Source organism: Bradyrhizobium diazoefficiens USDA 110 (genome assembly GCF_000011365.1).
Classification (GTDB): domain Bacteria; phylum Pseudomonadota; class Alphaproteobacteria; order Rhizobiales; family Xanthobacteraceae; genus Bradyrhizobium; species Bradyrhizobium diazoefficiens.
Genome location: NC_004463.1, coordinates 9,032,119 through 9,053,234 on the forward strand (window position 1 = coordinate 9,032,119; position 21,116 = coordinate 9,053,234).

Below are 21,116 nucleotides of genomic sequence, written 5' to 3' on the forward strand. Positions count from 1 at the left end.
GCGCAGCGTCGCGCGCTCGCCCTTGCCGACAACCGCATCGCGCTGTCGGTGGTCCGGCGGCTCGTCGGATACGGGCGCTTCGACGGGGGCGAGACGGCCCGCGTGATGGCACGTCTCTACGCCGCGGCGCGCCTGCTGGTGAACTTCTTCCAGCCGTCATTCAAGCTCAAAGAGAAGCGCCGCGAGGGTCCGCCCACGGCGACATCAACCCCTGAGTCGCGCTTGCAGTGCCTGCCGATTGGCAACGACGTTGCTGAGGTTCAGCTGGTCTGGCTCCCGTCCTTGCGCCAATTGCCTAACCAGCTCCCGCGTGCCGTCCACGACAAAGACGCCGCAATCACAAGTGTTCTGCTGCTGGGCCATGCCGGCGGGCTGCAGGGCGAGGTTCAGCCTTTCTGCGAGTTGTCTTGCATGCGTCTCGTTGTATCTCCCGTAGGAATCGTAGTGATAGGCGACAGGCCGTTGCCGGTTGCTGCGATCAACGAACAGCAGCGACCAATGCCTGCCGCGGTCCGTAGCACTGGCATCGTTCACTGGCAGCAACAGGAAGTCGGCTGTATCGTTATCACGCCGATCATGGACGATGCGATGGAATACGCGTAGCACGTCGCTCTCCGCGCCCAGGCGCAGCCGCAGCGCTTCGAGGGGATCTACGAACCGCGTCCGGGCGGCGAGATCCGAATCGCTCCTCTGCAAATCCAGCTCCTGAAGCTGGTAATCCCTGAGGATATGCTCGTCGCCCAGCCATTCCGTGTCCTCGAGCACCAGCCCGCGGTTATGGGACAAGGCTATCGGATTCAACGCCCCGATCTGAGCATCGGAGGAGGTGATCGGAAACCGCCGCACGATATCGTCGCGCAATGGGGACGGTGCGGGCGCGGTCAGATCAACCAATGGAAGACCGTCGTAGGTGTCTGAACGAGCCCTGGCAGAAGGCGCTGGCGCAAAGTGAGCACTGTCATCCAACTCGGCCGCATCCGGATCAAGCAGTGCCCCAAACCCACGATAGAGATCCTGAGCCCTGGCAGTTGATGGTGATGCCGGTTCTTGCATCTGCCGCGCAAGCTCCTCGCTCAACCACGCCAAAGCGTCATCGTCCGAGTGGGCGGACACCGGAGAAAGCCCCTGCGGCGAGCCGAGCTGTCGAGCGCCCTGGTGATGCCCCGGTACCGGCCCGGCAAACGGCGGCGGAAAGCCAGGCGCCCGGCTCCAAGCATTGTCGCGCAACTCAAATGATGTGGGCGAATTCGGATTAAACGATACCTCAAGACCGCCGTAGGTGTCTGAGCAAGCCCTGGCAGAAGGCGCTGGCGCAAAGTGAGCACTGTCATCCAACTCGGCCACATCCGGATCAAGGAGTGCCTCAAATCCACGATAGAGATCCTGAGCCCTGGCAGTTGATGGTGATGCCGGTTCTTGCATCTGCCGCGCAAGCTCCTCGCTCAACCACGCCAAAGCGTCATCGTCCGAGTGGGCGGACACCGGAGAAAGCCCCTGCGGCGAGCCGAGCTGTTGAGCGCCCTGGTGATGCCCCGGTACCGGCCCGGCAAACGGCGGCGGAAAGCCAGGCGCCGGGCTCCAAGCATTGTCACGCAACTCAAATGATGCGGGCGAATTCGGATTAAACGACACCTCAATACCGCCGTAGGTATTTGAGCGAGCCCTGGCAGAGTGCGTTGGCGCTGCTTCCACGGTCGGCCGGGCAGGTTCCTGCCCAGCTTGGACTATGTCCTGCGCCTGCTCAGGAGGAACCTCGGGCCACGATGGGCCGTCTTCCACCATTAAGCGCAGATCCTGATCGTAACCTTCCGGGAGGACCAATGGCCGACTGACAGCTCGCTGCCGCGCGCTGTGCTGCGCAGCGGCGCCCCCGACGTACATCGCGACCGCATGCGGCGCCGTGACATCTTCGTAGCCGCTCCGCAGCAGCATCGGCTGCGTCTCCCATGACGACGTACCCTGTTGATGGGTAGGCGCCGGTGTCGGCTGGCCGCCTGAATTGGCGATCTCGCTCAGCTGCCGCTCGCCGGCAACGCCTTGCGGATTGTTTAGGGTCCTCTGCCTCTTCGCTGGCCTCAACTCAGCTGTGTCATGCTCATCGTTGATGAGGACCTCCTCGCTTGGCAGGCGGTTGCTCCTGGCAAGCGCAGCCATCGGCTCGTCCGGGGACTGCTGGCGGTCGGGCTCTCCGGGATCCGGTGCCTGGTCATGGCGCGCGGCTGGCTCGAGAGATGACGACGAGCGGGGTTCGTCCATCAGCCCCAAAAGCAAATCCTGATCGCGGCCTTCCGCGGGAAGCTCCTCTGGCCGACGGCCAGTTTCCTGCGACGCGCTGTGCTGCGCAGCGGCGGCGTCGACGCGCCTCGGCTCCATCAGTACCGTGTCTTCGGGATTGATAAAGGCCACGTTCTGGGGGTGAGGATTCAGCTTAGCGCGTCGTGAGATCGGCACTTCGCCCGTCGACCGCAAGGTCCGGAGATAGTCGATTGCCTGAACGAGTCTCTTTGGATTACCCTCTCCGGTGAACTCGAGCACCTCACCGCCATCGGTCAGCGACTTATTGTCGAGCCGATCACGAATGCTCGGTTTTTCTTTTGCGAAAAGCCAACGGCTAAAGCTACGAAGGGAACCTCCGTGCTGCTCGGCAGCGGATTTGCTGAACCCGCCCTTGATGAGGGCCCTCTCAAGCCCCGAAATAAGGGGAGCATCCACGGAATAAAGAGGCTGCTTCCTCTTCCCTATCACAATCCAAGTTGACTGAGCCGACTGCGGCGCCGAGGACGACGGGCCGGGTTCATCCATCAGCCCCAAAAGCAAATCCTGATCATGGCCTTCCGCAGGAAGCAATTCCTCTGGCCAACTGCCACCCTTCTGCGACGCAATGTGCTGCGCAGCGGCGTCGCCGACCCGCCTCGACTCCCTCAGGGCCGCCTCTTCGGGATCAATATGGCGCTCGTGCTCCATCGCCTCAGCGCCGGCCTGCGATTTTCGGAGACGAGCCAGTGCGGCACCAATCCTGGAATCAGCACCGGCGACCTTCCTATAGCTCTCGACATCTCCATCAAACGACGTGCCGAGCCCAGCAGCAATGCCCGGCCTGTTGTTGTCACGCAGGTAGTCGCTGAAATTGCGAAGAGCAGTTGCATCCCTCTTGCCGGCATCTGTCGCTACTTCGTTTTTGTACTCTTTGATGAGTGCCGCGTCCTGGGGATAAGGATGCAACTCAGTGCGGCCTGCGATCGGCACGATTCCGCCCGTCGACCGCGAGGTCCTGAGATGGTCTATTGCCCTATGGAGTGTCGCGGGACGCTTTTCGAACAACTCGCGCGCATCAGCGGTCAGTGACTTTTCGTCGTCGAGCCGAGCAGCAATGGGATCTTTGTTATTTGCGTAGAGCCTCTGGCCAAAGCTGAGAAGAGTACGTACATGGTCCTTGGCGGTGCCTTCGGCGGCCCCGCCCTTGATGAGGGCCTTCTCAAGCCCCGAAATAAGGGCAGCATCCTCGGGATAAAGAGGCCGTCTCCTCCTCCCTCTCAAAATCCCAGTTGACTGAGTCGGCTGCGGCGCCGAGGACGACGCGCCGGGTTCGTCCATCGGCCCCAAAAGCAAATTCTGATCATGGCCTTCCGCAGGAAGCAATTCCTCTGGCCAACTGCCAGCTTTCTGCGACGAACTGTGCTGCGCAGCGGCGTCGCCGACCTGCCTCGACTCCTTCAGGGCCGCGTCTTCGGGATCAATATTGCGCTCGAGATCCATCGCCTTAGCGCCGGCCGACGATTTTCGGAGACGATCCAGCGCGACACCGATTTTCGAACGAAAAGCGGAGACTTTCTTATAGCTCTTAACATCTTCATTTAACAACTCGCCGCGAAGCCGACCAACAATACCCTTCTTGTTGTTGTCACGCAGGTAGTCGCTGAAATTGCGAAGAGCGGTTGCATCCCTCTTGCCCATCTCTGACGCTACTTCGTTTTGGTACTCTTTGATGAGTTCCGCGTCCTGCTGATAAGGATTTACCTCAACGTGGCGTGTGATCGGCACGACTTCGCCGGTCGACTGCGAATTTCGGAGATGACCTATTGCTGTAAGAAGTTTCCAGGGCTCACCCTCTCCGCTGAACTCGCGCGCATCTTGAGACAGCGATTTTTTGTCGTCGAGCCGAGCAGAGATGCCCTTTTTGTTATTTGCGGAGAGCCAATGGCCAAAGCCGCGAAGAACACGTAAATAGTTATTGGTGGTGCCTTTGGCGGCCCCGCCCTTCGTAAGGGCCTTCTCAAGCCCCGAGATAAGGCGAGCATCCTCGGAGTAAAGGATCTGATTGCACTGCCTCCCTATCAAAACCTCCGTTGATTGAGCCGGCTGCAGCGCAGCGGCGGCCGGCATTGCTCCACCACCCACACCTGAACTGCTGATCTCTCTCAATTGCCGCTCAAAGGTCGCCGCGGCTGCAGACGGAGCCGCGGGTGAGCTCTCTTGCGGACCCGTGCTGCCCGATTGTTCATGCACCGACTTGGTCAAGGGGAAATCCATCCGTCCTCTTCAAATATGAACCTGGGCTATCGATCTGACATGCCGGGCAATCAGCAACAAACCGCCCTTTACAGCGCCGGCAGGCACGCACCGTGAGCATCGGCAGCGGATGTTCTTCCAAGGGGATCAGCCCTGTATGTTTGTTAAACTTAAATGGGGAAGCTGTCGAGAACCTGATGACGACAATTGCCGCGCCAAGACAGCATGGCGCATGTGCCTGCGCGCTTCGCCGTCAACAGCCGATAGACCGAAGATTCAGAGACAAAATACTGCTCCTCATCGGTGAGGCGTACGGCCAGCTTTCGCGGCGAGGACTATCTCCAGCCAACATCTTTGTGAATCGACGCTGAACATTGACCCATCAAGCACTTGGGACGCCGATCGGCGTCCGGACCCCATATGGACCCCGCCCGATTGCAACGACCGACTTGATCAGGATCGACGGCCACAACTACTGACGTATATCCGGCTTCTTGATGCGGCTGGACAACGTCTTCGCCGCGAGCCTCGATGGTTTTCGCATGCTTCTGTGAATCGGCGCGGGGGTCCGACGCCGATCGGCGCCGGGGTCACTTTTCCGGCACTTGAAAAATCAAGACGTTAGCCCACGAGATAGACTGATTGAGGGGTCAAATTTCGATCCGCATTCACATACGATCGAGCCACTCCTGCTCGTAGGGCAATTCGTCGAGCAGCAGCAGGGCTTTCTTGCTCAGATCCCGCCAGTCTGCGGCGGGCGCCTCAAGGATCCTCTCCGCAATTCCGCATGCGGTGTGGGTCATCTCCTCAACGATCTCGCTGGGAAGCGGCCCACGGGCCAGGTCGGTCAATCGGCGATGGGTGTAGAGAAACTGCGAAAGGGTGGTGGGTCGTTCAGCGGACGGAAATGAGGCGGCTTGCAGCATTGGGCGGGTTCCTTTATTGTGCATCTATCACCTCTATGGTGACAAATGCACTATACAGGAATTAACCATGGTGACAAGTGCACAAATTAGGGCGGCGCGCGGTTTGTTGAACTGGACCGTTCGAGACCTTGCGGAGAAATCGGGTGTGCACAGAAACACCGTGACGAGGGTTGAGACCGACGCGACGGCACCGGGTCATTCGATAGCCGCCATCCGCGCCGCCCTCGAATCTGCCGGCGCCATCTTCCTGGCAGATGGTCAATCGATCGATGGCGGCCCTGGTGTGAGGCTGGCGAAACCGAAGGCCTAGCTGCCCACACCTATCGGGGCGCTTCGGCGCGTCCATAGGGATGTGGGTGCTGCCCTATTGTAAAGCCACACTCCCATTCCAGCGTGCGGCGGCAGCAACGATTCGGTGGCGCCCGTGTCGACCGTTGATCTCAACGCCCTCGCGACAGATCAGTATCTCAACGCCAAGCAAGTTCGCGAGCGCTACGGCAGCGTATCGAACACTTGGCTATTCCGGCGCATGCGCGATGCGGCCTTTCCGCAACCGTCGACGCGCCTCGGTGGCCGCACCAGGTTCTGGCTTCTATCCGAGTTATTGGAGTGGGAGCGGAGCAAGCTCCCTATTGACGCGGACAGCGTAGGCGAATGATGACCAAACGGTTCGCGATCCGCAGTGACGAACCAATCACGGTCGATACACTGGAGCGTTGCTTGGATTGTCTTGCGATCCTAATGGATCAGTCGCCACAAGGCGGTGAAGTCTATCTCCCGATCTTCGAGCGGCTTGAATCAGAGCTTGCCACTGCGAAAGCGAAGGAAGACATGATGGAGCGAGCGCGCGTTAGGGCCGCGCGGTTTATGCAAGAGCACTCGATTAAGAAGTAGCCGCTACGTCTTGGCTGACTTACGGAATTTTTCCGCATTCTCCGCAGCTACAGCTAAGGCCCGCGACAACTCAAGCGCCTGCTCCACTGTCACTTGGAAGTGAACGCCGACAATGCTTGCAATGACGAGCGTGATTTCGTCGTCCATCTGCTCAACACAGATCGCCGCCGATTCATTTAGTTCGATCTCAGCAATTAGTTCGATCTCAGCAATACGTCCGATGAGATCATCCGGTTCATTCGTCATGGCTACAATCCATCCGGCGATTGGGCTCGCGACTGGCGTAGGGTCCGCTCGACAGCAATTCGAGCCCAGAGAACACGAACTGGTCAACTACAAGAATTTGTAGTCGCACACCTACCGCAGTGACCGGCATGATTGCGGACCGTCGCAGCGGAGGCCGCAGACGCAATTTCGGAGGGGGATGTGCCTGCGGCCTAGGGGGAACTGATGAGCGAAAGCTTTAGGGTTGGTTTCGCGATAGCCATCACGGCAGCCGTAGTCGCAGGGGCGTTTTTTGCTATCCGTTTTTTGATTGGCTTTTACGGATAGGATCTCGCCGCCCTACTTCCACCCGAACCTGTCGCAAATCGATGCGATGATTTTGTCGATCGCTATCGCGATGTTCTCATCAGCATATTTTCTGGCCAGGGCGGCAAGTGCGACTATCTGAATCAGAAAAATGCAGATGACGGCCACAAATCCTAAGTGGGGAAATGTGGCCAAATCAATTAGCGTAATGCGCGCGCATATCCAGTAGAATCGTTCCTCGCGGCGCTCATCGGCCTTTTGAGCCCAACAGTCCTGGGGGGGGCGCGGGGGCGACTCGGCGTCGCGAAACATGCGAAACGACGCTGTCCCTGCCACACCCGCGCCGCGGTGAAGTTAGCGGCCACGTGACTCGGCGCCTCCATACCGAAGAAGCGCTGTCCCTATCGCGCGCGCCACTAACTTCCGTGGTCAGCCTTACCGCCTTGAGCTGCAAAACTGACCGCCCCGCCCCCGAGGGGGGGCATCAACCCGCGGGGGGCCCTCGCGTTGTATCGGCGAAAAGCCTCCCGGGCCCCTACCAGGATTGGTTGGGCTGCCTGGGCCGCCACTGAACGCTAAACTGGTCACCCAGCCTTTGCAGCACGAAGGAGAGAGCCCTGTGGTTAAACTCGCACGCGTTCGCTGCATCAATAAGACCGACAGGATGAATCCCCACGAGAGGATTGAAAGTGTCGGAGGTGAATATTCAAACGGAAGTCAATGGAAGCAGTCTGTCGTTCAGACGATCAGAGACATTGAAAGCGGCGAATGGGAGTTCTATGTCGAAGAAGACGGACTCATGGCTGGCGTGGTCGTGGCCGAACACAACGGGCACAAATACATCAAGACAACGGCGGACGGCGTTCAGCCAGACAATCTTCTTTCACTGGCTGAGTGCCCGTGATCCCCACTAGCGACGGCCTCCACGGCTAAGACCCCCCTTCCGCGAGCTAACGCTTTTTCCTTCCGGCCGCCCTGCGCATCCCGACACGGAGCTTCAGGGCCGCCAGCGCGGCGGCGCTCGTCAAACGATTTGCGCTCGTTCCAATCGGCTACGGCGCGGAGACTCGCCGCACCGGCACCAGTGGAGATGGCCTGCTGCAGATGCGAATTGTTTATTCCCTCGGCCCGTTTCGGCTTCGATAAAGTGCGAGAAATTCTCGCACTTTCTCCAACGGCCATTTCTGCCTGCACCTGCTCCCAAATCTCCTTACGTCGCTTGATGTAAAACCTCTCGCACCTAGCCAACCACCGGACATTTGCGGAGAGCGAAGCCGTCTCTTTCCGGTGGACAGCCTTTGGTTGCGATAGCAACTTGGTCGTTTTTCAGGACGTGAGATTTGCTTATGCGCGATTAGCAACTGCCGTTTTCTCGCGTTTGCTCGGATTGCACCTCAAAGCGCGAACGAAGATCCTACCGCCGATTACTGTCATGCAGTGCGATTTTGACCGGTGCGTGATGCTGCTCTACATTTACACGGTCATAATGATCGAGTCGTGGCTCGATTTCTGGCTCGCGTCAGCCCAACGTCTCGCCCCAGCATGCTGCCCGTGCTGGGGTCTCTCTTTCGGAGACTGACTTGGAGTCCTGGCAGCCTGTCGGTCGTGATTGAAGCAAGACAGTCCGTCACCCTTTCGTCAGCTATCGCGAGCGCACCCAGTGCCTTTTATGACTAACCCGCACACCGCAAGCAGCGCGGGCGCGCTGGCGAAAGTCTCACAGGCATGCCACCCGAACCGGTTGGCACACACGCGGCTCTCCTAGAAGAGCGCGTATGCGTGCAGCGATCTTCCGCGCCTCCTTCGGCCCGAGGTTGGGTTTCAAGCTGTCGAGCCTCCTCGGCATTAGACGTCGCGATTTGGCGATCTGCTTGGCTCAAAGACTGATCGGCCGCGCTGGCCTGATTGGCTGCAAACACCGCAAGCGCTTGGGACCGCAGGGACGTGATTTGCTGCTCGAATATGTGCATCCATTGGCCTGTAGCTACCCTGTGTGGTGACGTCGCAAGCGATGGTGGCCAGCCTTCGCCCCTTGGATTGGCAGGGCTGGCCACCTTTGCTCCCGAGGGGCCCAAAATTCCCCCCTGGTGCCACCAAGGAGTATCGCTGAGAAGGACTGGAAGCACCTACCAGTACCAGTGGGTTGTCGCGCCCCCGCGTGCATGCCATATCAAAGTGCTCGGCCTGCAAATGTTCGAGCTGGCTCCGCTCATAGGAGTAACCGCCGTGCCTAGGACCGAAGTGGTAGCGGCAATCCAAGCATTCACGGACTACGTCCGTAGGCCAAGCCATACACCGGCAGAAGACACGTACGCGCCACAGCGAACTGAAGAACAGCTGGCCGATTGGCGATCCCGGGTTGAAGTTATCTGCTCAAAAATGGACGCGGTGGCGGATTGCCCTCTTTCGACCTTATCCGAATTCGAGGCGCTCAGACGCGAGATGGGGACAGATTTTCCCGCAACACCACCCGCTTTACTAAACCGTGTAGCGGACGCATTTTTACGCTGCGGGTCGGCGGATGCCGGCCCCTTAATCAGGACGGAGCCGGATGATGCCTAGCACATTCTCGCTGCACAAGATCGACGAAGCTATACGCGACCTCGAAGAAAAAGTTGCTCACGGTGCAGAAATCAGCCGCGAGGAGCTCGCGAGCGGCATTCTGCGGATTACGAAGCGTCTTCGAGATGAACTCGAAGCCGCGCTCAAGGTAATCGATAGCCTCAAGGATCACACCGGGCTCACGGTGGCAGCCGCGCGACCTAAACAGCGGGAACGTTAGCGGCCACGTGACTCGGTGCTTTGGGGTGGACCGATAAAGCGCTGTCCCTATCGCGCGCGCCACTAACTTCGCCCGGTCAGCCTCAAGGGAGGGAGAAGCTGACCGGGCAACGTATCCTCCGGACGAATGCCCTAGAGCAACTACCAGGATTGTGGGCGGTGACTTGGCAATCAGTCTCGGATCGCAGGCAGCGCCGTGGCGAGTCGCCATCGGCAACTTACTACCAAGGAAGGTACAGCGCGACGAACAGTACCAAGAGGATTAGAGCGCACGCCCACGCGAACAATAGCGCCTTATCCATCGGCCGATTCCGATCGATCTCCTCGGCCGCCCGCAGCGGCGTACCACTGCGGCCTTTCTGTTGAGCAACACAATGGGTGGTGCATCACTCGATTCGTAGATTTTCCGCCGACTCCTTTCCGCGATTTTTCACGATGTCGAAGCTGACTTTTGCGCCCTCTGCGAGCGAAGTAAAACCAGCCTTCTCAACCGCGGAGATGTGGACAAAGACGTCATTGCCGCCGGAATCCGGTTGAATGAACCCATACCCCTTTGTTGGGTTGAACCACTTCACTGTCCCAATTGCCACCTTACTTCTCCATTTTTCAAAAATGAAAAGTAGTGCGCGACTCCGACAAAAGAATGGCTTGTCGCGACGCGCGTCCGCAGGCCATACGGGTGGCACCGATCTTACATCCTCGCCAGGACGCTAAGCGCGTTCTGACCTGCCACGTTGATGTTGTTGGCGTTGGTGCCATCGCCCTGTTCGTTGGCTGAGAACACGTGCAAACCCAATAGTGGCGGAGCCGCGTACGCGGCTGCTCCACCGACCTGAGTAGTATTCGTCCGCCTGCAAGAACCCCCTGACCAATGAAAACGTTGGTCGCATCCACGCCAATACCGGAAACCGCGGCTGCTGAGTTCGTGACCAGACCAATGCGTGATGCATACGAAATCTGCGTCGCATCTTCGGCCAGCCCGAATACAGCCGACACCTGATTGCCTGCGGACGCTCTCGCCTGCCTCACGGTCGCGCTGGAATAGGTGTATGCGAGGCCGCTATCGATCGCCGCTGCGGATGCCGTCACGCGGTTATAGGCATTCCACACGCCGAGGTACCCAGCCACACCGCCAGACCCCGAACCGCCAAGAATCCAATCAAGTTGCGACGATGCATTGCTGCGCGTGGTGCCTCCGCGCCACGCTGCCGGCCCATTGGTGATGGCTTGATTGTTGAGCCAGATACCATTGACCTGGCCCAACGCCGTTCCAGCCGAGCGCACCGTGTCGCTTGTCCAGTCGGGACCGTGAGGCAGCCGCAGCGTACCGCTGTCGTTCCAGACAAACCAGTCATTGACCTTGCTGGCGCCGATCGCCGCGGGGTTCTTGGTGATGTCGGTCGTCGCGATCGACAACTCGGCAAATGTCGTCATCGTGAGTTTGGTGCCGTCATAGATTGGCACCTGATTGCCGTTGTAGAGCGCATAGTACAGCGTCGTTTTGGCGCTCTGCGTCGTCGTCATCACGGGCGTTGCGCTCACCAGGGTCAGGCGACCTTGCGGCGGAGACAGAACCCCGAGATTGCCACGTGACGTTTGAGCACTCGCCACGTCCGACAGATTGTTGGCGCTCGACAGATCACCAGCCCCAGGCTGGCCCACCACGTTGAAGTTCCAGTCCGCGAGCGTGCCGCTGCCGCCGGTCTTGTCGGACGTCATGGTCAGCGTCGTGCCGCTGTAGGTGACGAGGCCTTCCATCCAATTCGCCGTGTTCGCCGCCGAGCTAGCCCGCACGCGAGCGCCATTCTGATAGGCGAGGCCGGCCTGCGTGGTGAACGCTTTGGATCCGGTGCCGATAGCGAGCGACGTGGTCGAAGTGCCGCCATACGTGGGGGCGTTGGCCCCCGCAGCACCGGTTGAGCCCGTGGCGCCAGCATCCCCCTTCGACGCCAGCAATTGCCAGTATGTCGCATTCGGAGGCGTGTGGTTGGTGTGGCCGAGATCGGAGGTCATTCGATCGATCGAGAACGGGACCAATACATTCTTTACGTTGGTCGGCGGTAAGCGCGCGGACGTTGGCGTCGTTAGCGGCCCGAACGGAAAATATGTTCGAACTCACGCTGACGGCTACTACAACGATAACCTACTAGCTCTGCCGGAGTGTCCGTGAGTTTTAGTCAAGTAAATCGTCCGCCTCCTCTGCCGGCGCCCAACTGATCTTGCTCGCATCGGCCGGTGTCGCGCCCATACTGCTTAGGCACAGCCTCAGTAGGCTGAGCGATTTTGTACCCATCTCCGCGCCGCTTTGCAGGCGAGCGCGCAAGACTGATGCGATGGAGACAAGACAACGGTGAGATGCATTGAGCCATGGCAACTCGCTGGCGAATTCACGCCATGCATTGGCCTGTTGCTCGTTTAGCCAAGTGGGTGGAGCGCCGATTTCGGCACCGGTTGGATCGTTGCGTTTATAGCGGCCAGCATTGATGATGTGCCGGCCTTCAACCAGCGCCTTGGCGGCCGGCTTTCTTGGTCGTGGCATTTTGCCCCTGGGGGTCCGAATTGCAGATGCGCGTGAAATGGGGGGCCGCCGGTAGCTAGTGGCGGCAGTGGGAGGGATCTGACCCACCCCTCCCCCTGCGCTTAAAGGATGCCGCGGGCCCGCATCTTCGCTTCAACGCGCCGTCGTGCTGCCTGGTTGTTGCTGGATGCTCGACTGATCTGAGCTGAGGTGTCCTTGCCGTAGGCTCCCCACAGGACCAAGCTGATCTCGAAAAGTTTGGCCTCGGTGATGAGGCGCTTCGGAATGTCGCCACCGTCGTCCCACTCCTCGACAACTGGAGTAAACGACACGCTCACCTCGTTGACAGTGCCAAGGCCTCCTGCCCTAAAGGCGCATCAGGATGCGGCTCTAACGAGTAGTAGAGTCCGACGTTATCCGAACGTAGTTTGAGGGTGCCGTTGCTGATGCGCCCCAGAGGCCTGCTGACATCATGACTGCAAAGCGCGGCGACGTCTGGATTTTGCGCGATGTGCTTGTCGAATGCGCCGCGCGCGAAGCGTTCCTCGAAGAGCCCCGCGATGATGGCCGGCCGATTCCAGGAAATCGCGAATCCTGAGATGGTTTCAGCCATTGCGTTGCGTCACCCGCAATCGTTTCTCGCGTTTCGCTTGCATCAACTTGCGCGCAATCACGGCTGGTGAGTCCGAGCACTCGGAGTGTCGGCTTTCGCCAGGCATCTTTACACGGCGCCGAACTGGCTTTCGGTCGGCCACATCGGAAGTGCGTTCGGATCCCTTAGACATTGTGGCCCGCCTCCTTCACTTCCTTCAAAAAGTAAAAAGCGCGGCCTTCGCGCCGATCGCCCAAGAAGTGCGCGCGCACTGGCCGCAGATAACCGAGGCGCACATCCTCGCGCTCCAGATCGTCCAGCAGCGCGTCGTGCTTTTCTCGGGCTTGGCTGCTTCCAACGCGCGAGCGGCCTCACATACCGCACCCAAACGGCGCTGGTACTCTGGCATCACGGTGAAGCACACGAGCTTGGAGGCTACGTTCCGCGCTTCGTCTGTGCGCCTATGCAGGACCTCCCGCGCTGACTCGATGTTTGCTATCTCCGTGGTGACTTCGCGGAGCTGCCGCGACAGATCGGCAATGCTGTCAGTAGGATCGTCACCAAGCAGCGCGGCCACGCCGGGCGAGATATGTTTCCCAAAAGCCGCCCTGCCCGCCTCGATCTTACCGCGCAGTTTCGAGCGCTCGCTGTTGAGCTTAGAGTCTCTCTGCTCCAATTCCACGCGTTTCGCGATCAGGTCGGCGTACGAGCTGTCGGCCTCCGCGAGGCTGGGGACGCGGAATTCGTCGGTGGTCTTCGTCTTCAACGGAGCCATTAGGCAACAACCTTTCCAAACAATGCATCAATGATACCGGCCACAGCGGCGACGTTGATGGTGACTGACTTGTGATGGCCATTGGATTGCCAGTGAGCGCAATGAGCGCCCGGCTGACTGAAGCGACTGACCGACCCATCAGGTTTGTGAATCGCGACGGCTCTACAATTGCAGGATACGGCAACCTGAGATTTTCGCGCCTCCGCGACGCCAGTGCGTGCGTCCTCGACCAAAATCGCAACAGCGATCGGCGCGTTGGGAATCGACTGCGGGGCCCCATCCAGGTTGACACTACCGGGTGTCATCGCGTGGTAGGCGCGGACCGCGTCAACAGCGGTGTGCAACTCGGTGTCAGAGGCGAGCGCAACAACGAGGTCGAGAACATTGTCCTCGTCTAGCTCAGGCGCAACGCCCGGTGCGCCGGAAGGCAAGATTCCGGCTTCCTGCAAACGCCTGGCGATTCCGGTGCTTCGCGAGCGCGGGAAATCAAGATGACGCTCGATCGCGTCGAGCACGTGATTCCAAGTGGCCATTGGGGCCGCTCTCCTTTCAGGATTGGAAATTGCGATTGGAGGGTTAAATAAAACGCCGCATGCAGCGGCTTCGCGGCTCAGGGCCGGGAAAAAGTGGCGACGCCGGGTGGTGGCCAGCGCGCCGAGTGCACGTCACGTCAGACCACAAATCGTGGTCTTCAAGGTGATACGTTCCCAACTATGGCGAAAACTGGATTTTAAGCCGCCAGCGCGATTTTCCTCCGGCGCGGCCTGTTCCTGCGAATGTCGGGCTCATTATCATTGGCCACCTGCGTCAGGAATCGCTTGGCGTCGATTGCCCGGATCATGGCGTCCTCAACGGCACCGAATTGCATGAGCCGAATGCCGCTTGTCGCCGGGGCGGTGCGGCCCGCAAGAAATTCAGCGCCCTCCGCAACTGCATGCGACCACCTGGAGTACGGTGCGCCCACGTCCTGCTGCCAATCCAGTAGCTCTGGCCTGGCGGGCTTGCCGGGCTTGTTGGGGGTGGCCGCCTGTTTGGTGCGGCGCTTGCCTTTGCTCTGGCGATATTGCTCGGCAGTTGAATGCCATCGCCCGTCCAAACCAAACCACTTGGACATATCCGCATTAAACGTCGCCCTCGCCGCCGCATCCAATTGCCAGCCATGGGCCGGCCCCATACCGGGGAAGCGGCGGTGTAGAATGCGGTTCAGCTCGCCAGGGCGCGGGCGGACCTCGGTAACATGGTCGGCTGCTATGGGTTGGTCGTTGTCGTTTGCGTGTTGCATTGGTTGTCTCTCGTGACGAGCGTACCTGACCGCTTCTGCGGTCTTGTGCGTCGGCATCTGCGTGCCGATCGAATAATCAAACAATCAAAAAAAGTTATACGTAACTCGGCCACTGGTTCGGGCGGCTCGCGGGATCCAAGGGATTTGCTATATCCCCGCCCCATGTTTTGGTTTTCATTTTGCACTCGGAGATGTTTTCCTGGGGGCGCGGGTCCCTATGTGAACGGCGGGAGAGATCAGCTAGACCCCGCCGCCGTGCGCGGTGTGCGCGATGTGCGTGATTTTCACGTATGACTCTCTACACGCGCGCGCGAAGCGCCTATAATGGAAAAATCGCGCACATGTCGCACACGTAGCACCGACCATTGAAATCATTTCGTTTTCCCGTGCGCGATCCGTGCTCAATCGCGCACGCTAGGTTCTTTCTCGGCCTGCCTAAGCAGTTGCAGTCCGATATAGAGTTGTCCGCCGCGTACCCTTTGCCCCTTCTTGAAGCCACTCTTGGTCAGCGACTGGACAAATCCCTTCTGGCTTCCGGGGCGCTCGCCAGATGCTTCAGCATAATCGGTCCACGATTTGAACAGATCCGCGACGAAGTCTGAGATGCTACGATTGTCCGGCTCAACTCGGCAAGCATCCTTCAGCCACTGGCCGAACGTGTCTTGCTCGGCAAAATACGTTTCGGTCGCCTCAACAATAGATGCAGGTCGCACCAAACCATTGCGCTGCCAGTCCCGGCACCCATCAACCATCCACCGCAGAATGGCGGGCGCCTCACCGCGAAGCTTTGCTTCAAGTTCACGATCCGGCTTCGTCGGCTTTCGCGTGAACGGCACGATGTTGAATCGCCGCCGGGCTGCGGCGTCGACGCTATGCAGTGCTGGCTGGTGGTTTCCAACCACAAACAGTTTGAATTGCGGCTGGAACGTAAAGAAGTCCTGCCTCATAAAGCGCGCTGAAATCGCATCGCCGCCCGTCATCTGTTTTATTCGCGACTCGGCCCAAGCCCTGCCCTCCTCTGTCTCGCTGGCGCTGACTAGACGCGCACCGCGCAACATCGCCAAGTCTGTCGGGTGTCTGTCACTGCGGCTGGCAACGAACGTGTCCATTGACGCCGTAGTCGCATAATCGTGCAGAATATAGCTAGTGGTGTTGAGAAAAACCGATTTCCCATTACCGCCGTCGCCATGCACAAAGACAAGTGCATGTTCGCGCGTGTCGCCCGTAAGGCAGTAGCCGCACCACTGCTGCAGAAAGCGGATCATTTCACCGTCGCCGCCAGTCGCGTCTTGAAGAAATCGCAACCAAAGTGGACAGTCTGCCTGGGCAGACGGCGCGGTGGACGTTAGTTTGGTAATGCCATCTGCAGGGTCGGCAGCGCGCATTTTCCCTGTACGCAGATCAACGGTGCCGTCTGGCGTTCCGAGCAGAAACGGGTCGCGGTCCCAAGCCTCGATCGTGACGGCGAAGGTTGGGTCATTGCGAGCGAACCCCTCGACTCCTGAAGCGAATGAACGCTTTCGTATAGTCGCGAGCGCCTTCGGAGACAGGCCCTGTGACATATCGCGGGCCATCACCCTAACATGGTGAGCCGCAAGGCCGACTTCGTTCCTGCGCCAGTACGAACCATCCCATTCAAACCACGCGCCAGTGGAGTGGCAGAAGCGCAGCGTGTCTCGATAGGTGCTCGCGAATATATACGCAACACTATCCTCGGTTACCGAAGTGCCGGGATTAGATGCGGGTTTGTTGTCGTTGGCTGCGACAGGCTCCTCATCGCGGGCTTCAACGGTTGAATTGGACGCGTCGGTTTTAATTGCATTTTGCATTCAGCAATCGCCCTTCAGGACAAAGTTGATGTTGATCGACGCGCTGCGGCACGCCTGGCGGGTTGAGTAAGAAGACGAGCAACGCTGACTGGCTTGGTGTCATCGCCGCCGCCAACTCGTTTACGCAGCCACTCGGCGGCCTCTGACGCGGACATGCTGAGGCTGACTGAAACCATGTTGATCGGCGAGTAGCCGGCGTTTCCAGCCGAATAATCGACAATACCACTGGGCTGGATATTCAGCGCGCGGCCTCGCTTCTTCACCTTCGAGTTGATCGAGGGGCGGAAGGATGCAACAGCGTGGAAGCCGCCCTGGTACTTGCGCAGATCTTCGAGTCCAAGCTCCGGCACCCATGCATCGAGGCTAGCCAACGCGCGGCGTTGATGTGTCAGCCCACGGGTGGTCACTATCGACTACCACCGGGCCGCGGTCACTGGCTTTGCTGGCTGGCTTAATCAGCGTCCCGCGCTCGGCGAAGTACGCCTCCGCCCGAGCCAACAATTCGTCGATCGCCTCTGGTGTGATTTCCGGAAGCTCGGCCAACGGTGTTTCGGCCGGCGAACCGTTGAACCATTCGTAAGGTCGGCCCGTATCGGGATGCGTTCCGAACGCCACGAATTGCGTGCGTTCACCAAACGCCTCGACCTGACACTTGGCGCCGTTGATCAGGTAGGCGCCTGTTGCGCGCTTCTCGCGAGGCTCGGTGGCGCGGAATGCGAACAGGGTCTTCGGTGCCTTGCCCATCCGATACGGCGCTCTGTCCGACCCCGGCAACTCCATCACCATCGCGCGGATAGCGTCGGCAGTCTCAGCGTCCGGCGTGTCGACATCAAGCCCCACAAGTTCGCCGCAGAGCAGACCCGTATTTGTGGCGTCCGGATAGTTGCGAGCGATGCCTTCCATTTGCGCAGCGGACCACCGCGAGCGCTGCCAGTTACCCATGACAGCGGCTTTGCCACTACACGCGACGGGACGGTATCCGTAAGCAATAAGGCTGCGACGAAGGTGGATAATGCGCTTAAGCGTGGCCCGCATGTTGGCAATCGCCCTCTAAAACGAGAGATGAAATTGATTCGACCATCGCGGGCGAAAGCGCAGCCCCGCGCGCGTAAGCTCGATGCGATCCATCGGCCGCACGCACAATGCGCACGCCGAACAACTTCACCCCTTCGCAGACTTCGACGTCCGCAAGGGCAACGTCAGCACCGAGCGGCGAATGAGTGGCGAGGATTTTCATATTCCGGGTCTCCCTCGATCAGAAGCTTAGTCAGTTGCCGGTCGACCTGAACCGGATCGTAATACAGGTTGAACGAGCCGGGGATCTTGACCGGCTCTCTGAAGTTGTGGTGGAAATTGAGTTGTGGCTGCACACAATTCCTCCGTTCGTAGTGTGTGATGAGTAGTGAGATTTTTCGGGCGTGACACTAAAGGTCGCGCTGCAGATATTTGGCGGGCGACGCGGGGCTGTTGTTCACGCAGCTACCTTGGACTTGCCGTTATCGTTTGCGCCGCGGGCAGCAAGCCGCCGCCGCGCGCGTGTCATCACGTCATCCTTCGACTGCATAGCGGCAAGCTCCCGCTCCAGGCGTTCGACGTAGGGCGCGAAGCCCGGCCGGTCGTGCAGCACCATCACCTCGGCGATGAGAGAGCTGGCCTCGCAAATTCGGACAGTAGCTTGAGTGGATTTTCTGCCTGACAGCGGCGAGGATTCTTGCTGCGAATCAGGAGCGAAGATGACGAAGAAGAGCCGCCGGACGCATTCTCCGGCATTCAAGGCGAAGGTTGCTTTGGCTGCGGTCAAAGGAGACAAGACACTGGCGGAGCTGGCGCAACTGTTTGATGTTCATCCGAACCAGATCACGATCTGGAAAAACCAGCTCCTGGAAGGCGCCGCCGGCGTGTTTGGGCATGACAAGACATCGGCCGAGACGCCGGTCGATTTGAAGGCGTTACATGCCAAGATCGGCGAGCTGGCGTTGGAAAACGATTTTTTGTCCGGCGCGCTCACCAAGGCGGGCCTGCTGAGCGCAAAGCGATGATCGACCGCGGTCATGATCTTTCTATCGTGCGCCAGGCGAAGGTCCTGAAGCTGGCTCGCAGCACGGTCTACTATGAACCTCGGCCAGTTTCGGCCGAGGACCTTGCCTTGATGCGTCGGCTCGATGAGCTGCATCTCGATTATCCCTTCGCGGGAGCGCGTATGCTGCGATCGTTGCTGCGGCGGGAGGGCGTATACGCCGGTCGCCGCCACATCGCGACGCTGATGAAGCGCATGGGGATCGAGGCGGTCTATCGTCGCCCGAACACGAGCAAGCCGGCTCCGGGTCACAAGATCTACCCGTACCTGTTGCGCGGATTGAAGATCGAGCGGCCCGACCATGCGTGGGCAATGGACATCACCTACATTCCGATGCGGCGTGGCTTCGTCTATCTCGCGGCGGTCGTCGATGTGTTCAGCCGACGGGTCCTGGCCCATCGCGTCTCGATCACAATGGAGGCGGCCTTCTGCGTCCAAGCGGTCCAGGAGGCGTTGGCGAAGCACGGCAGACCCGAGATTTTCAACACGGATCAGGGCAGCCAGTTCACCAGCCTCGAGTTCACCGATGTGCTGCTGGACGCGAAGATCGCCATCAGCATGGACGGCAAGGGCGCCTGGCGCGACAACGTGTTTGTCGAGCGGCTCTGGCGCACGGTCAAATACGAAGAAGTTTATCTCCGCGCCTACGACAGCGTGTCCGAGGCGCGAGCGTCAATTGCCAAGTATCTGGCCTTCTACAATCAGGGACGCCCTCACTCGAGCCTTGACGGGCGCACGCCCGACGAGGCTTACTTCGGCACGCAAGCTATGGTGATGGCCGCATGACCGTCGCCGACGATTTTGTCGTCGCTCTGGTCGGGCTACGCCCTCCCGACGCAACGACAAAATCGTAAAGCCCCGCGTTCAGCATAACCCGGCAGGAATCCACTTAAATCCAGCGCGGCGCTGTCCAAACAACCGGGGCCAGCTCTGAGGTCGAGGGCCGCGTCAAGGCGATCAGCGGTAACCGCAGACGCATTTAAAGTGGTCATGGGTGTGGGAATTTTCGGTTAGCGTTGCCGCTGAGCGGCTGCATTACCTCGGCTATGAGCCGATGACGGACAAGGTGTCCGTCAGGCAGTCACGGGCGCGCCCTCGAATCGCGCAACGTCGCCATGAGTGGTACATAGCAGAACGGGACCTCAACCGCAATACGAAAAGTCAAATCAAGTTTTGTTACAAGTTGTATAGTTATGGGTTTGCGCTCTACCGCCCCTCATCGACTCGTTAGTTTCGGTAGCCGAGTCGGCTACCGACCCAAAAAGTAGATACACCGCGTAGATACACGTCGAAACGGCAAGATTTTAACATATTGAAATATAATAGGAAATCTCATCATTACCTGTGGTTACATTCCGCTAGGGAGCGCCATTTAAAGAAAATAATACAATAAAATCAGCTAGATAGCCCCAGAGGGCCATTCATATTACACACCTGTTTGCACATCATTGGCATGATGACCGCAATGCTCTTTCTGTCGTCAGCGCCGCGAAGCGGCGGAATGCCGCCATTAAAAGCAGCCGATCTCCGAGTTGGGGCAGTCGCTCTCGAAATGGAGGATGGGGAGAAGCGGTAGTGGCACGTCAAGCTGCATTGCCGCCAACTCTGCCGCCGCGCCTAATCGATCGTGAGGCCTCCGCAGCATATGCCTCGGTTAGCCCGAACACGTTTGACCTTCTCGTGACGGCGGGAAGCATGCCCAAGCCGCGGGTCATTCCGGGTACGAGACGACTGGCTTGGGACGTTCGCGAACTCGAGCGCGATCGACGCTCTGCCTCACCACGGGGAAGAGCACGCGACCGGCGTTGACGCCGATGTTGGTTGGGAGAGGTAGGCCATGCCTCGCAAACTGCCACCAAACGTCGAGCGCAACGTCGTCAAGGGGCATGCGTATCTGTCGTTTCGGATCGGAAAGGCTTGGCATCTGCCACAGTACGGGGACGCCTCAACACCTGCCGGCGCGACGCGGTTCAACCGCAAGGTTCGGCAGCAACAGAGATATGCCAAACAGCGCGCCGAGCGCCTGGCCGCGATGACGCCCCGACAGCGAGCGACGCACGACGCCTGGCACCGAGCCCGTCGCCCGGGCCTATGGGAGGCTATTTGGTTTTTTCTGAGATGAAGTGTCGACTATGCCTGTTCGGCCGAATGGTGGGATTGTCCCAACGACAGCCGCCGAATTAGAAGCGATGTTGGTTGGGGATCCTATCCGATGACGCGAAGACGCTCTTCGACGTCATTGTGTTCGACGGGTCAAATCCTGCGGCCTCGGTTACGCGAAAGTCTCGTAAGAAGGCTCGCAAATGAACCGTGGCTCGCTTCGCAATCGTCAGGCCGTCGCGTGGGCAATACTTCTTGCCGGCCTCGGGCTGTTCGTCGCGCTCTATCCTCCTTGGTAAGGG

Annotated in this window: 23 protein-coding genes and 1 pseudogene; 8 read left to right on the forward strand and 16 right to left on the reverse strand. The window is 59.3% G+C overall.

Annotated elements, in window-relative coordinates:
• Positions 1-204: 204 nt before the first annotated feature.
• On the reverse strand, positions 205-4,530 hold the full coding sequence (locus BJA_RS41795; protein WP_011090955.1) for a Ulp1 family isopeptidase: 4,326 nt from the start codon (positions 4,528-4,530) through the stop codon (positions 205-207).
• A gap of 647 nt (positions 4,531-5,177) precedes the next feature.
• Positions 5,178-5,435 carry a hypothetical protein gene (locus BJA_RS41800; RefSeq protein WP_014498629.1) on the reverse strand — a complete coding sequence of 86 codons (258 nt, stop codon included), beginning with the start codon at positions 5,433-5,435 and terminating at the stop codon, positions 5,178-5,180.
• A gap of 67 nt (positions 5,436-5,502) precedes the next feature.
• Between BJA_RS41800 and BJA_RS41805 the strand changes: the two genes are divergently transcribed.
• From BJA_RS41805 to BJA_RS41815, 3 genes are all read left to right on the forward strand, one after another.
• The gene (locus BJA_RS41805; RefSeq protein ID WP_011090956.1) at positions 5,503-5,745 is read left to right on the forward strand and encodes a helix-turn-helix domain-containing protein; all 243 of its coding nucleotides are present in this window, start codon (positions 5,503-5,505) and stop codon (positions 5,743-5,745) included.
• A gap of 114 nt (positions 5,746-5,859) precedes the next feature.
• The gene (locus BJA_RS41810; protein WP_223153795.1) at positions 5,860-6,093 is read left to right on the forward strand and encodes a helix-turn-helix transcriptional regulator; all 234 of its coding nucleotides are present in this window, start codon (positions 5,860-5,862) and stop codon (positions 6,091-6,093) included.
• Positions 6,090-6,329, forward strand: a complete 240-nt coding sequence (locus BJA_RS41815; protein WP_016846398.1) for a hypothetical protein — start codon at positions 6,090-6,092, stop codon at positions 6,327-6,329. Before BJA_RS41810 ends, BJA_RS41815 begins: the two co-directional genes overlap by 4 nt.
• A 3-nt stretch (positions 6,330-6,332) precedes the next feature.
• On the opposite strand, the gene BJA_RS41820 is transcribed toward BJA_RS41815, so the two are convergent.
• Together BJA_RS41820 and BJA_RS42710 are read right to left on the reverse strand one after the other, a co-directional pair.
• On the reverse strand, positions 6,333-6,575 hold the full coding sequence (locus BJA_RS41820) for a hypothetical protein (protein WP_014498627.1): 243 nt from the start codon (positions 6,573-6,575) through the stop codon (positions 6,333-6,335).
• Positions 6,576-6,893: 318 nt separating this feature from the next.
• Complete coding sequence (locus BJA_RS42710) at positions 6,894-7,172, reverse strand: hypothetical protein (protein ID WP_014498626.1); 279 nt, start codon at positions 7,170-7,172, stop codon at positions 6,894-6,896.
• Positions 7,173-7,479: 307 nt separating this feature from the next.
• On the opposite strand from BJA_RS42710, the gene BJA_RS41825 reads away from it, so the two are divergent.
• The 3 genes from BJA_RS41825 to BJA_RS41835 all read left to right on the forward strand — a co-directional run bounded on the left by BJA_RS41825 (position 7,480) and on the right by BJA_RS41835 (position 9,642).
• Positions 7,480-7,764, forward strand: a complete 285-nt coding sequence (locus BJA_RS41825) for a DUF3892 domain-containing protein (protein ID WP_011090958.1) — start codon at positions 7,480-7,482, stop codon at positions 7,762-7,764.
• Between the two features lie 871 nt (positions 7,765-8,635).
• Entirely contained in the window at positions 8,636-8,860 is a 225-nt protein-coding gene (locus BJA_RS41830) for a hypothetical protein (RefSeq protein WP_154694125.1), read from the forward strand.
• 554 nt (positions 8,861-9,414) lie between these two features.
• A complete protein-coding gene (locus BJA_RS41835; protein ID WP_223153796.1) occupies positions 9,415-9,642 on the forward strand; it encodes a hypothetical protein in 228 nt (75 codons plus the stop codon).
• Positions 9,643-10,027: 385 nt separating this feature from the next.
• Here BJA_RS41835 and BJA_RS41840 read toward each other — a convergent pair whose 3' ends face one another.
• The gene (locus BJA_RS41840) at positions 10,028-10,231 is read right to left on the reverse strand and encodes a cold-shock protein (protein ID WP_011090960.1); all 204 of its coding nucleotides are present in this window, start codon (positions 10,229-10,231) and stop codon (positions 10,028-10,030) included.
• A gap of 16 nt (positions 10,232-10,247) precedes the next feature.
• Positions 10,248-11,654 (reverse strand): hypothetical protein, encoded by a 1,407-nt coding sequence (locus BJA_RS41845; RefSeq protein WP_011090961.1) that lies wholly within the window; start codon positions 11,652-11,654, stop codon positions 10,248-10,250.
• On the opposite strand from BJA_RS41845, the gene BJA_RS41850 reads away from it, so the two are divergent.
• A complete protein-coding gene (locus BJA_RS41850; protein WP_071916953.1) occupies positions 11,632-11,811 on the forward strand; it encodes a DUF3892 domain-containing protein in 180 nt (59 codons plus the stop codon). The two genes, BJA_RS41845 and BJA_RS41850, sit on opposite strands and share 23 nt — an antisense overlap.
• A gap of 3 nt (positions 11,812-11,814) precedes the next feature.
• Here the strand turns inward: BJA_RS41850 and BJA_RS41855 are convergent, their stop codons facing one another.
• The 10 genes and pseudogenes from BJA_RS41855 to BJA_RS41905 form a co-directional block, all read right to left on the reverse strand.
• Positions 11,815-12,180: a hypothetical protein gene (locus BJA_RS41855; RefSeq protein ID WP_014498622.1), complete on the reverse strand. Its 366-nt coding sequence runs from the start codon at positions 12,178-12,180 to the stop codon at positions 11,815-11,817.
• A 101-nt stretch (positions 12,181-12,281) separates the two neighbouring features.
• Positions 12,282-12,772: pseudogene (locus BJA_RS43490) on the reverse strand (HK97 family phage prohead protease).
• A 196-nt stretch (positions 12,773-12,968) separates the two neighbouring features.
• On the reverse strand, positions 12,969-13,517 hold the full coding sequence (locus BJA_RS41870; protein ID WP_223153797.1) for a hypothetical protein: 549 nt from the start codon (positions 13,515-13,517) through the stop codon (positions 12,969-12,971).
• Between the two features lie 8 nt (positions 13,518-13,525).
• Positions 13,526-14,059, reverse strand: a complete 534-nt coding sequence (locus BJA_RS41875) for a hypothetical protein (protein ID WP_011090966.1) — start codon at positions 14,057-14,059, stop codon at positions 13,526-13,528.
• Between the two features lie 197 nt (positions 14,060-14,256).
• On the reverse strand, positions 14,257-14,808 hold the full coding sequence (locus BJA_RS41880) for a hypothetical protein (RefSeq protein ID WP_014498619.1): 552 nt from the start codon (positions 14,806-14,808) through the stop codon (positions 14,257-14,259).
• 401 nt (positions 14,809-15,209) lie between these two features.
• Positions 15,210-16,637, reverse strand: coding sequence for a phage/plasmid primase, P4 family (locus BJA_RS41885; protein ID WP_011090968.1), 1,428 nt, complete (start codon positions 16,635-16,637; stop codon positions 15,210-15,212).
• A 14-nt stretch (positions 16,638-16,651) separates the two neighbouring features.
• Positions 16,652-16,987 (reverse strand): hypothetical protein, encoded by a 336-nt coding sequence (locus tag BJA_RS41890; RefSeq protein ID WP_161536874.1) that lies wholly within the window; start codon positions 16,985-16,987, stop codon positions 16,652-16,654.
• Between the two features lie 13 nt (positions 16,988-17,000).
• Positions 17,001-17,672 (reverse strand): bifunctional DNA primase/polymerase, encoded by a 672-nt coding sequence (locus BJA_RS41895; RefSeq protein WP_011090970.1) that lies wholly within the window; start codon positions 17,670-17,672, stop codon positions 17,001-17,003.
• Positions 17,656-17,874 carry a hypothetical protein gene (locus BJA_RS41900; RefSeq protein WP_129964954.1) on the reverse strand — a complete coding sequence of 73 codons (219 nt, stop codon included), beginning with the start codon at positions 17,872-17,874 and terminating at the stop codon, positions 17,656-17,658. Before BJA_RS41900 ends, BJA_RS41895 begins: the two co-directional genes overlap by 17 nt.
• Before the next feature lie 234 nt (positions 17,875-18,108).
• On the reverse strand, positions 18,109-18,438 hold the full coding sequence (locus tag BJA_RS41905) for a hypothetical protein (RefSeq protein ID WP_164930922.1): 330 nt from the start codon (positions 18,436-18,438) through the stop codon (positions 18,109-18,111).
• Here BJA_RS41905 and BJA_RS41910 point away from each other — a divergent pair.
• Positions 18,371-19,500, forward strand: a protein-coding gene (locus tag BJA_RS41910) for an IS3-like element ISRj2 family transposase (protein WP_085967575.1) whose coding sequence is annotated in 2 segments (ribosomal slippage) — positions 18,371-18,623 and positions 18,623-19,500 — 1,131 coding nt in all. Because the reading frame shifts where the segments join, the coding sequence is not laid out codon by codon here. The genes BJA_RS41905 and BJA_RS41910 overlap by 68 nt on opposite strands.
• Positions 19,501-21,116 lie beyond the last annotated feature (1,616 nt).

Coding starts and splice junctions, on each gene's coding strand:
- BJA_RS41795 (WP_011090955.1), bottom strand. CDS start 4,530: ATGGATTTCCCCTTGACCAAGTCGGTGCATGAACAATCGGGCAGCACG.
- BJA_RS41800 (WP_014498629.1), bottom strand. CDS start 5,435: ATGCTGCAAGCCGCCTCATTTCCGTCCGCTGAACGACCCACCACCCTT.
- BJA_RS41805 (WP_011090956.1), top strand. CDS start 5,503: ATGGTGACAAGTGCACAAATTAGGGCGGCGCGCGGTTTGTTGAACTGG.
- BJA_RS41815 (WP_016846398.1), top strand. CDS start 6,090: ATGATGACCAAACGGTTCGCGATCCGCAGTGACGAACCAATCACGGTC.
- BJA_RS41820 (WP_014498627.1), bottom strand. CDS start 6,575: ATGACGAATGAACCGGATGATCTCATCGGACGTATTGCTGAGATCGAA.
- BJA_RS42710 (WP_014498626.1), bottom strand. CDS start 7,172: ATGTTTCGCGACGCCGAGTCGCCCCCGCGCCCCCCCCAGGACTGTTGG.
- BJA_RS41830 (WP_154694125.1), top strand. CDS start 8,636: ATGCGTGCAGCGATCTTCCGCGCCTCCTTCGGCCCGAGGTTGGGTTTC.
- BJA_RS41835 (WP_223153796.1), top strand. CDS start 9,415: ATGCCTAGCACATTCTCGCTGCACAAGATCGACGAAGCTATACGCGAC.
- BJA_RS41845 (WP_011090961.1), bottom strand. CDS start 11,654: ATGACCTCCGATCTCGGCCACACCAACCACACGCCTCCGAATGCGACA.
- BJA_RS41855 (WP_014498622.1), bottom strand. CDS start 12,180: ATGCCACGACCAAGAAAGCCGGCCGCCAAGGCGCTGGTTGAAGGCCGG.
- BJA_RS41875 (WP_011090966.1), bottom strand. CDS start 14,059: ATGGCCACTTGGAATCACGTGCTCGACGCGATCGAGCGTCATCTTGAT.
- BJA_RS41880 (WP_014498619.1), bottom strand. CDS start 14,808: ATGCAACACGCAAACGACAACGACCAACCCATAGCAGCCGACCATGTT.
- BJA_RS41885 (WP_011090968.1), bottom strand. CDS start 16,637: ATGCAAAATGCAATTAAAACCGACGCGTCCAATTCAACCGTTGAAGCC.
- BJA_RS41895 (WP_011090970.1), bottom strand. CDS start 17,672: ATGCGGGCCACGCTTAAGCGCATTATCCACCTTCGTCGCAGCCTTATT.
- BJA_RS41900 (WP_129964954.1), bottom strand. CDS start 17,874: ATGAAAATCCTCGCCACTCATTCGCCGCTCGGTGCTGACGTTGCCCTT.